7 protein-coding genes are annotated in these 11,142 nt (G+C 44.7%); 3 read left to right on the top strand and 4 right to left on the bottom strand.

Going from position 1 to position 11,142, the window contains the following annotated elements:
* The first annotated feature begins 1,213 nt into the window (after positions 1-1,213).
* On the top strand, positions 1,214-2,092 hold the full coding sequence (locus tag DVB69_RS05525) for a nuclease-related domain-containing protein (RefSeq protein ID WP_158541033.1): 879 nt from the start codon (positions 1,214-1,216) through the stop codon (positions 2,090-2,092).
* An 877-nt stretch (positions 2,093-2,969) separates the two neighbouring features.
* On the opposite strand, the gene DVB69_RS05515 is transcribed toward DVB69_RS05525, so the two are convergent.
* The 3 genes from DVB69_RS05515 to DVB69_RS05505 are packed head-to-tail and all read right to left on the bottom strand — an operon-like array spanning position 2,970 to position 5,975.
* Positions 2,970-3,872, bottom strand: a complete 903-nt coding sequence (locus DVB69_RS05515) for a glycine betaine ABC transporter substrate-binding protein (protein ID WP_116017417.1) — start codon at positions 3,870-3,872, stop codon at positions 2,970-2,972.
* Positions 3,869-4,720, bottom strand: a complete 852-nt coding sequence (locus tag DVB69_RS05510; protein WP_116017415.1) for an ABC transporter permease — start codon at positions 4,718-4,720, stop codon at positions 3,869-3,871. The genes DVB69_RS05515 and DVB69_RS05510 overlap by 4 nt, the downstream gene beginning before the upstream one ends.
* Entirely contained in the window at positions 4,713-5,975 is a 1,263-nt protein-coding gene (locus DVB69_RS05505; protein ID WP_116017413.1) for a quaternary amine ABC transporter ATP-binding protein, read from the bottom strand. Before DVB69_RS05505 ends, DVB69_RS05510 begins: the two co-directional genes overlap by 8 nt.
* Positions 5,976-6,170: 195 nt before the next feature.
* On the opposite strand from DVB69_RS05505, the gene DVB69_RS05500 reads away from it, so the two are divergent.
* Positions 6,171-6,716, top strand: coding sequence for a GbsR/MarR family transcriptional regulator (locus DVB69_RS05500; RefSeq protein WP_370452923.1), 546 nt, complete (start codon positions 6,171-6,173; stop codon positions 6,714-6,716).
* A gap of 713 nt (positions 6,717-7,429) precedes the next feature.
* Here DVB69_RS05500 and DVB69_RS05495 read toward each other — a convergent pair.
* Positions 7,430-9,124 carry a methyl-accepting chemotaxis protein gene (locus DVB69_RS05495; protein ID WP_158541032.1) on the bottom strand — a complete coding sequence of 565 codons (1,695 nt, stop codon included), beginning with the start codon at positions 9,122-9,124 and terminating at the stop codon, positions 7,430-7,432.
* 281 nt (positions 9,125-9,405) lie between these two features.
* On the opposite strand from DVB69_RS05495, the gene DVB69_RS05490 reads away from it, so the two are divergent.
* The gene (locus DVB69_RS05490; protein WP_233505329.1) at positions 9,406-11,112 is read left to right on the top strand and encodes a methyl-accepting chemotaxis protein; all 1,707 of its coding nucleotides are present in this window, start codon (positions 9,406-9,408) and stop codon (positions 11,110-11,112) included.
* Positions 11,113-11,142 lie beyond the last annotated feature (30 nt).

The following is an 11,142-nucleotide window of genomic DNA, read 5'->3' as shown; positions in this document are numbered from 1 at the left end:
TCGCAATGAAATAGCCCTTCCCCAAACAAGCGAAGCGCACCCAATTAATCCCTTAACGGTGTTGAATTGCGTCCCCTTATCGAGAAACTTCGCCAAGTGTTGGAGAAATCTGCCTGAGTGATGAAGAACCATCCACTTCTGACGGACAATCCCCTCCCAGTGTCGGACAACCACACGAAACTGATCGAGAACCATTCCCAAGCACATAATACCCTCTGGCAACGAAATAGCCACTCCCTCAACAAGCGAAGCGCACCCAATTAATCCCTTAACGATGTTGAATTGTGTCCCTTTATCGAGAAACTTCGCTAGGTGTCGGAGAAACTCTTATGAGTGATGAAGAACCATCCCCATCTGATGGACACTCCACTCCCAGTGTCGGACAACCCGACACTTCTGATCGAGAACGCCAAATGCCCTCTCGCAACGAAATAGCCACTCCCCAAACAAGCGAAGCGCACCCAATTAATCCCTTAACGATGTTGAATTGTGTCCCTTTATCGAGAAACTTCGCTAGGTGTCGGAGAAATCCTTATATGTGATGAAGAACCATCCCCATCTGATGAACAATCCCATCCCAGTGTCGGACAACCCGACACTTCTGATCGAGAACCCTTCCCAAGCACAAAATACCCTTTCGCATTGAAATAGCCCATCCCCCAACAAGCGAAGCGCACCCAATTAATCCCTTGCCCATGCTGAATTGTGCCCCGTTATCGAGAAACTTCGCTAGGTGTCGGAGAAATCCCCCTATGTGATGAAGAACCATCCCCATCTGATGAACAATCCCCTCCCAGTGTCGGACAACCCGACACTTCTGATCAAGAACCCTTCCCAAGCACAAAATACCCTTTCGCAATGAAATAGCCCCTCCCTCAACAAGCGAAGCGCACCCAATTTATCCCTTAACCATGCCGGATTGTGTCCCGTTATCGAGAAACTTCGCTAAGTGTCGGAGAAATCTGCCTGAGTGATGTACAATCTACTCTATGTGATGAACAACCTCTCACCATTGTCGGACATTGCCCTGTAAGTGATCGACAATATCCTTCAACATTCGCCTTTCCGTTAATTGATTATTCCAATATATGTGATAGAATGAGCTTAATATAATGAAAGGAAGTGACTTGCGATAATTTACAAAGAACGATCGTTTCCAGCTGCTCTCGAAGGGCTTACAGTTGCTTTAAGAAGACTGCCTGAGACCCATCAAGTGTACGAAACACTTAAGCAACGTGCAGTATCAATCAAAGCGGGATTTGGAGGCGAACAAGAACTAGACAGAGTTCTTGAAAACTACGAGTTCCCTATGTCTACGTACATTCTTAACGATGTGTCATTATCTTCTAGCTCTCTCTTCCAGATTGACACCTTGATCCTCACCCCTGAATTCGCTTTAATTTGCGAAGTGAAAAATATAGCAGGAGAACTCTCTGTTACAGAGAATCCCCCACAGCTTCTGCGTATTACAGAAAGCGGTCGAATTTCTGGATTCCCAAGTCCGTTAGCTCAACTTACTAACACCTGTCAGCTATTCGAAGACTGGCTGACGGCCAAAAATATTAATCTTCCCGTTTTGGGTTGCGTAGTATTGGCATATCCAAAACAGCGGTTATCGATTTTCAAAACAACTGTACCTATCCTTTTTCCCAGCATAATCCCTCAACACGTTCGCTCGCTTTATACGAATCAGCCATTACTCTCTACAGAAGAGTTACAGAGTTTAGCCCAAAGTATTGTTAAAGAGCATCGTTCCTATGCGCCTAATCCTATTTCCACAACTTATTCGATAAAGCCTAAAGACTTCTTAACTGGTGTTGATTGTCCATTGTGCAACACACTTGGCATGACGAAAAAAGGTCAATTTTGGGTTTGTCCAAGCTGTAATCATCAATGTACAACAGCTCACCAGCAAGCCATACTGGATTGGTTTCTTTTATTCGAGGGTCCGTTAACCAACAATGAGTGTAGAAGATTTTGTGAAATACATTGCTCACAATTCACTCGGCAAGCACTTCTCAACATGAACTTAACTCCAGTAAGGGCAACTAAAAATAGAGGGTATATTAAACAACATACCCAACACCGTTAAACACTCTCATACGAGTGTTTTTTTATGCTCATTTCTAGTTCGAATTGTGCCCCGTTATCGAGAAACCTCGCTAGGTGTCGGACAAATTCTCCTATGTGATGTAGAAACACCCCCATCTGATGGACAATCCCCTCCCAGTGTCTGACAACCAAACCCAACTGATCGAGAACGCTCCCGCAAGCACAAAATGCCCCTCTGCCAATGAAATTGCCCCTCCCCCAACAAGCGAAGCGCACCCAATTAATCCCTTACCCATGCTGAATTGTGCCCCGTTATCGAGAAACTTCGCTAGGTGTCGGAGAAATTCCACTATGTGATGAACAAACATCCCCATCTGATGAACAATCCCCTCCCAGTGTCGGACAACCCGACACTTCTGATCGACAACGCTCCCGCAAGCACAAAATGCCCTCTGGCAATGAAATAGCCCCTCCCTCAACAAGCGAAGCGCACCCAATTAATCCCTTACCCATGCTGAATTGTCTCCCTTTATCGAGAAACTCCTCTAGGTGTCGGAGAAATTCCACTATGTGATGAAGAACCATTCCCATCTGATGGACAATCCCCTCCCAGTGTTGGACAACCCGACACTTCTGATTGAGAACGCTCCCGCAAGCACAAAATGCCCTCTGGCAATGAAATAGCCTCTCCCCCAACAAGCGAAGCGCACCCAATTAATCCCTTAACCATGCTGAATTGTGTCCCCTTATCGAGAAACTTCGCTAGGTGTCGGACAAATCCCCCTATGTGATGAACAAACATCCCCATCTGATGAACAATCCCATCCCAGTGTCGGACAACCCGACACTTCTGATCGACAACACAAAAACCCCGCCAGCCGATTACATCAGCCAGCGGGGATCACCCTAAAAAACTATTACTCTTTCAAGTCTTCAATTGAATCGATATCCATATATGCTGGAACCGTTAAACCGATCTTCACGCCTTCCATGCTTGTGCCCACATCTTCGAACTTGCCGTCATATTTCTCGGCATACGTTTTGTGAGTTACTGGCAACCAGCCTGCGAGCAATGCGTCTGCACTGCCGTCTGCAACAGCTGTCCACATTGGGCCTGCTTCGACTTGAGACATTTTCACTTTATAACCTTGGTCTTCTAACACTTTTGCCATGACGTTCGTGCTAGCTACCGTGCTGTCCCATGCCACATACACGAATGAGAACTCATCGCCATCGACTTTATCCACGCCTTCTGTCCATGAATCTACTTTGTCTTGATTCTCATCAATCCAAGCTTGTGCAGCATCTTCTGGATCTTCTCCGTCGATGATTGCTACCATCACTTCGCCCATATCTTCTTCATCCCACTTAAAGTTTTGAAGAATTTGGTGTGCTTCTGGCTTATCCTTCGCAAGATCCAAGCTACCGATTGTGTGGATCTCTTCTGCACCGCCATATGAACCTTCTGGGTCATCCAAGTATTTCAAATCGTATTTAGTGAACATCCAGTGAGGTGACCACCCTGTAATGATGATTGGCTCTTCTTTGTCAACCGCCTTCTTCAAAGCAGCTGTCATCGCAGCCCCCGATCCAGTCGTTACTTCCCACTTATCTAAACCGTAATCAGTGATTGCACGATCCGTTGCTTCCATGATTCCAGCACCTGGGTCAATTCCTGTAATCTTGTAATCCACCATCTCGCCAGCGGTTTTATCCGTACTTCCTGAAGCCTTGTCCTTATCGTCATCCCCACATGCTGCTAGGCCAAGTGCCAATAGTGATACTGCGCTGATTCCTGCTAACTTTTTCGTCCAATTCATGATTCTTTTCCCCCTTGTTTAGATCGTCCTGCGTGTTGCGTTATACGGTCCAGAATGATGGCAACGAGTACAATTGCGACACCCGTTTCAACACCTACACCGGTTTTTAATTGCGTAACGGCCTGATACACCTTCGTTCCAAGGCCCGGTGCACCAACCATTGACGCAATAACAACCATAGATAGTGAAAGCATGATGCTTTGGTTCACACCCGCCATAATGTTCGGCTTTGCGAGTGGAATTTGCACTTTCAATAAGCGCTGCCACGTCGTAGAACCAAATGCTTCTGTTGCTTCAATCAAATCTTTCGGAACTTGCTCAATGCCGAGCATCGTCAACCGGATTGTCGGAGGCATCGCAAAGATAATCGATGCGACAAGCCCTGGTACGACACCAATATTGAAGAAGAAGATCGCCGGGATCAAATACACAAATGCTGGCATCGTCTGCATCAAGTCCAAAATCGGTGAAATGATTCGACGCGCCATCAATTGCTGCGACATCCAAATTCCGATCGGGACACCGATTATAATGGCGATTGCGACCGAGGTCAGAACGAGCGCGAGCATTTGAAGCATTGGATACCAATAGCCTAAGTAGTCAATGAAGAGAAAGCCGACCAATGTGAACAGCGCGATTCTTTTCGTAGAGAACCACCATGCGAGCACGGCAAAAATAACTGCCAATAAGATAGAAGGTGGGAAATCCATAATGTCCACAAACGTTTCAACTGTTGATTCAAGAGCTGTCGAAATGCCGTCAAACAACGGTCCGAATACATCCACCATCCAGTCAACACCCGTATCAATCCAATCCGCAAACGGCAAGCGTGGCAATAACTCATTCATGTGCAGTCACCTCCGCTTCGACCTGTTCGTCCTCTGAAATTTCACCATTCTCGTTGATGAATTGATTGTCACCAGCAAGCGCACCAATCATGGCACCTCGAATGATGATCCCTTTCAAACGATTCTTTTCGTCGACAACCGCAACAGGAATCGTTGCAGTCGAAACGATATCAAAGAGATCCGTAAGAACGCTTTCACCCGTTGTCGTAATGACGTCTTTAATCAAAACATCCTGGATTTTAAGGTTCCTCTCTGCAGCCGAAACCGCGTCCTGAGCAGTCAGCGCACCCATCAGTCGGCCGCCTTTGTCTACCACATAAATCGAAGAAATTCGTAGACTTTCCATTAATCGAAGCGCAACACGTGGTCCTCTGTCGATTTGTACCGTATCGGCATGCTTCATAATGTGGTTCGCCGTCAGCACTTTGGACAAGTCAACATCTTCGACGAAACGCTCCACGTAGTCATTGGAAGGATTCATCAAAATCTCTTCAGGAGTACCGATTTGTACGATTTCTCCATCTTTCATGAGTGCAATTCGATCGCCAATCCGGAGTGCTTCATCCAAATCATGGGTAATAAAGATAATCGTCTTGCCCATATCTTCATGCAACTGCAGCAATTCGTCCTGCATATCTTTACGAATCAATGGATCGAGTGCACTGAACGCCTCATCCATCAGTAAAATGTCAGGATCATTTGCAAGCGCACGAGCAAGCCCGACACGTTGCTGCATCCCACCACTCAGCTGTCCTGGATATTGAGATTCATAGCCTGCTAGACCAACGAGACGCAACGATTCCACCGCCTGGTTATTGCGTTCATCTTTTGCTACGCCTTGAATTTCAAGCCCGTAGACTGTATTCTCCAAAATCGTCCGATGTGGAAATAACGCGAAATTTTGGAACACCATTCCGATTTTCTTCCGCCGAACGTTGCGAAGTTGTTCTTTGTTCATCTTCACAATATCTTCTCCGTCCAACAAAATCTGCCCCGATGTCGGATCAATCAAACGGTTTAACAGGCGAACGAGTGTGGACTTTCCGCTTCCTGAAAGTCCCATGATGACAAATATTTCACCATCGAGTACATCAAATGCTGCGTTATTCACGCCGACAGTTGCACCTGTTTCTTTCAATATCTCTTTCTTCGTTTTTCCTTCTTTAAGGAGTTGAGCAGCGCGTTTGCTCGATTTCCCGAAGATTTTTGTCGCGTTTTTCACTTCTATTTTCTTGCTTTTACTTGCCTCTTCCATGCAAACCCCCCGATTCAATAATTACGATGTTTCATAGTATATCTGTAATCTGTTTGTAATACAAATGATTTACTTTATATATTGTACGTACAGTTTTTTCTGTACGTAATGATTGATTTTCTTTTTCCTATGTTCTAAGCTATACTGAAGTGTTCAAAGACTGATGAAATTTCTTCATCACAAGGAGGCTCATCCATGATGGATGCGTACGAAAAACTAGAAAAGTCTCGTAAGCGAATTACCGAATCGATTGCACAAAACATCCATCTTTATGGACTTCCGCCTTCAGCAGGTAGACAATTCGGTATGATGTTTTTTGAAGATCATCCACTCACATTAGATGACATGTCCGCAGAACTCGGTATGAGTAAAACGAGTATGAGTACATCAATTCGTTCACTTTCAGAAGCCAAACTGGTCGATCGTGTCTGGGAACGTGGCGTCCGCAAAGACTTATATGAAGTAAAAGACGACTGGTATCAGATTTTCGTCGATATGTTCACCGTCAAATGGAGAAGAGCCGTCTCGTTACATACGGCAGCAATCCGAAAATCAATGGCTGAACTAAAGGAACTAAAAAAAGCTGATGACATAACTGATGAACTCCTCGCAATTATCGAGTCAGATATTGAAAAACTGCTGTACATCCGCGAATATTACGACTGGCTCGACCGCCTCATCGATGCGTTCGAAGACCACAAAATATTCGACCTCGTTCCTAGGTTAGAAGAAGACGCATAATAAAAACGACATCTCCTTAAATTGGGAGATGTCGTTTTTGTGTGGATGAATACAAGTGAAGTGCACCCAATTAATCCCTTAACCATGCCGATTTGTGTCCCGTTATCGAGAAAATCCGCTAGGTGTCGGAGAAATCCTCCTATGTGATGAAGAAACATCCACTTCTGATGGACAATCCCCTCCCAGTGTCGGACAACCCGACACTGCTGATCGAGAACGCTCTCGCATGCACAAAATACCCTCTCGCAACGAAATAGCCCATCCCTCAACAAGCGAAGCGCCACCAATTAATTCCTTAACCATGCTGAATTGTGTCCCGTTATCGAGAAAATCCGCTAGGTGTCGGAGAAATCCTCCTCTGTGATGAAGAAACATCCACTTCTGATGAACAATCCCCTCCCAGTGTCGGACAACCCGACACTTCTGATCGAGAACGCTCCCGCACGCACAAAATACACTCGGCAATGAAATAGCCCATCCCTCAACAAGCGGAGCGCCGCCAATTAATCCCTCAACAATGCTGAATTGTGTCCCGTTATAGAGAAACTTCCCTAGGTGTCGGAGAAATTTCTCTCTTTGATCGAGAAACTCCTCCCCATGAACGTCAATCCCCTCCCAATGTCGGACAACCCGACACTTCTGATCGAGAACGTAGCCATAGAAAAAAGCACACCCGCCAATTCAGCGGGTGCGCCCTCTTCAAACCGATTCACTTACAACTTAAATTCTCGTACCAACCCATTCAAATTCTCAGCAAGGTGGGCAAGTTGTACTGAACTGCCTGCCACTTCTTCCATTGAACTGCTTGTCTGCTGAGAAGCAGCTGCTGTTTGTTGAACGCCAGCAGCGGATTGCTCAGAAATGGCTGCGATTTCTTCCACTGACTCGCTCATTTCTTCACTACCTGCTTTGACTTCCTCAAGGTTTTGAGATATGACATTTATATCCGTGGTCATCTTGTTGACAGCATTGCTAATGTCGCCAAACGTTTCGCGAGTCGTCTTTAGTTGTGCCGTTCCTTTTTCAACTTCTTCATAGCCCGACTCAAGTGACCCTGCAACACTACTAGACTCTGTCTGAATCGTACCAACGATGCCTGTAATATCCGTAACTGAGACAGCGACCTGTTCAGCTAATTTCCGAACTTCTTCTGCGACAACCGCAAATCCTTTTCCGTGCTCCCCTGCGCGCGCTGCTTCAATCGCTGCATTTAATGCCAATAGATTCGTCTGATCCGCGATATCCTTAATCACAACGACAAGCTTCGAAATTTCTTGCGATTGTACGTCCAACCCTTTAATTTTCGTAACAGCTTCTTGAACGATTGCATCAATCCGCTGCATTTGTTCAGTAGATGTCTCCATCAATTGGGCACCGTTCGCTGTCTTCTCCAAAACATTTTTAGACGTCTGCTGAATGGCCTCACCTTTATGGTTTGCATCCTCAACACGTTCTACAAAACGTTCCATCATCATTGCCAAATCAGTTGCTGTATTCGCTTCACTTTCAATTCCTGAAGTCAATTCTTGCATCGTCACTGCGATTTGTTGGGATGCTGCATTCACTTCCGTGGAGGACTGAGTCAGCTCCTCACTATGGGCTGAAACGGATGAAGAAACCTCGTTAATGCCATTGAGCATTTCACGTGTGTGCTCACTCATTTCATTTGTTGCAGCAGCCAATTGACCGACTTCATCCCGCGAAGTAACTGCTAATGGTTCGTGGCTCAAATCACCTTCAGCAATCAGTTGCATCCTTTCCATTACCCGCTTAATCGGATTCGTAATTACACTTGCAGTAAATAGCGCCGCCACAATGCTGATTACGAGAACAAGGAACAGCACGACAGCAATCCACGTCAGCGTTTCTTTCCCGCTTGAAATAATTTCTTCTCCATGGGCGTTTGTAAGTTTTTCACGCTTATCTGCAATTTCATGATACTTAGCAATCAAGTCATTACCTTCAATAGATAACTCACTCAAGTTTTGTTCTGCACGCTCTTTCCGGTTCGAGTCGTACATATCAATTACATCTGTAGTTAACTTCTTTCTCCAGTTGATCATGTGGTCAATCAAGTCGCCAAATTCATCTGAGGAACCTATCTTTTCGGCTTCGGCTTGCAAAGCCTTGCCGGACTCCGTCAACGTTAAAAATTCTTCTTTATATTGCTCGTCTCCGAATAGAACATAAGCACGTACCGCAGACATTCTTCCTGCCATCGTGTTCGCTAGCTTTAAATCAATCGCCATTAACTGTGTATCTGTCTCCACTATTTCTTGGGTCTTTTGATTAACTGCATGGACCGACAAAATCGTATAAACGCCTAACGCGATGACAAGCAACACAACTACGCCAAACGCGGATAACAATCTACTCTTCACACTTTTAAAACCTGCTCTTTTTTTCATAACGCTCTCCTTCTTATGATCCCTTCGAATCAATTCCTGATATTCATATAGTATGAATTCCATTCGCAATTATAACTTAAGCAAGGACTTAAGTCACTAATTTTATGTATTTTTAATGTTTTTATTTAAACTTCATATTAGATATTCAAAATTCCTTTTCGTTTTATAAAAATAATACTAAGTACCTCATTGAACTAGACTAACATACAAAAATACATGACCTTGTAATCCTGATTTTTAACCCTTATACTAAACATATTGACCTACTAGGAGGCACAATCATGGTAATATTGCGCTCTAAAATGCAACTAGACAATCTTTTAAAACGCGAGACAGATCTTCAAGCTCCAAACCTGTTGCAATCCAAGCTGACGTTTGCCAACTTTTGCAAGCTCGATCAGCAACACTTGCATCAGTTATACGAGCATTTCACTTCACTGTCCCCATCTTTATCGATTACTTTACATGGACTGTTAATCGATTCAATAGAAAGTCCCCCTACTGGGCTGAACTCCACAATAATAGATAGTTACCTGAAGAATTTATTCTGCCATGCCCGTGACACTGAATACCTCCAACGCTCGCACGAATTTTTCCACCTATTGCATCAGTATCAGTTTGACAATGGTCGCGTGATGGCCGTGCTTAACGAATTTGGATTCATCGTCCATTCTTCCATTTTGCAACGTGCCCATTTTAAACCCGCAAAAGCCTTTGAATTCATGAAATCATTCAATTCCGCCATGACTGTTGAATTACAACTTGCAGCAGAATACTACGAACAACAATCTCTTGAACGGATTGTAAGTGAGATTACGGGACTGGTCGATTCGAATGCGAAGATTATGTATATGAAAGATTTAATCGTTAATATCGAACGTCAAGGCGAAGAGTTACAATCCTCCGCAGCAGCAACAGAGGAAATCGCTACTTCCATCGCTGAAGTTGCAACGACTTCTGCGCGCATTTCAGAAAAAACGACCGACTCTGTTGAATTTGCATCAAACAGTAAAAAGACAATTGAAAATGCACTAAGCCAAATCCTACAGACCGAACAAAGGTTTACATTGATCTCTGAAACGTTTGCCAAGCTCCAAGAGAGAGTCGCCGATATTGAACAAGTGGTCGGACTTATTAACAGCATCGCAACCCAGACGAATCTGCTTGCATTAAATGCATCAATCGAAGCAGCACGAGCTGGTGAACATGGAAAAGGCTTTGCCGTCGTTGCCCAGGAAGTTCGAAAGCTCGCTGAAAATACGGTTTCCGCGCTCGATGTCGCGTCAGACAATGTCACACATTTAAAATCGTACGCAGACGATGTCTCGACTTCAATCACGGATACATCTTCTTACATTCATATCGCATCGAGTGAAGCGAACGAGTCTTTATCTATGCTAAACGCTATCGTGGAAGCAATTGAAGAGATCAATATGGACATTACAAATACGGCAGCGATTTCCGAACAACAAGCCGCTTCGATTGATCAAATCTCTCATGGAATGGGCTTCATTAATGAAATTCAAGAAAATATCTATACCTATGGGACGAGCACCTCAGCCGCAGTATACGACTTAAGCCAAGAACTCAATGCGTTTCGTTTAGACACTGTTGCAGCCACCCATACAGAGTTATCCTCACGGGCACTTCTGCAACTATCAAAAGCGGATCATATTTTGTGGAAATGGCGCATATACAACATGCTGATCGGCTTGGAAACCATACGCCCTGAAGACGTTGGTTCTAAATTGGCATGTCGGCTCGGTAAGTGGTACACAAAGGAAGACGTTAGAGAAACGCTCGGCCACCTCCCCGCTTACACAGAACTCGACAACCACCACGGAGATGTCCACGAGTTTGCAAAATTAGCAGCAACGCATTACGAACAAGGAAATATGCAAGCTGCAGAAGATGACCTCAAGCAAATCGAAAAAGCTTCAGTAGAAGTGTTGCGTTTGTTGGATGAACTCATGACTCATCTGGATTAACCTAAAAAAGCAGCCATCTCCATTTGGAGA

Source organism: Sporosarcina sp. BI001-red, from assembly GCF_003384035.1.
Lineage (GTDB): Bacteria > Bacillota > Bacilli > Bacillales_A > Planococcaceae > Sporosarcina.
This window is presented reverse-complemented; position numbering and strand designations above follow the sequence as displayed.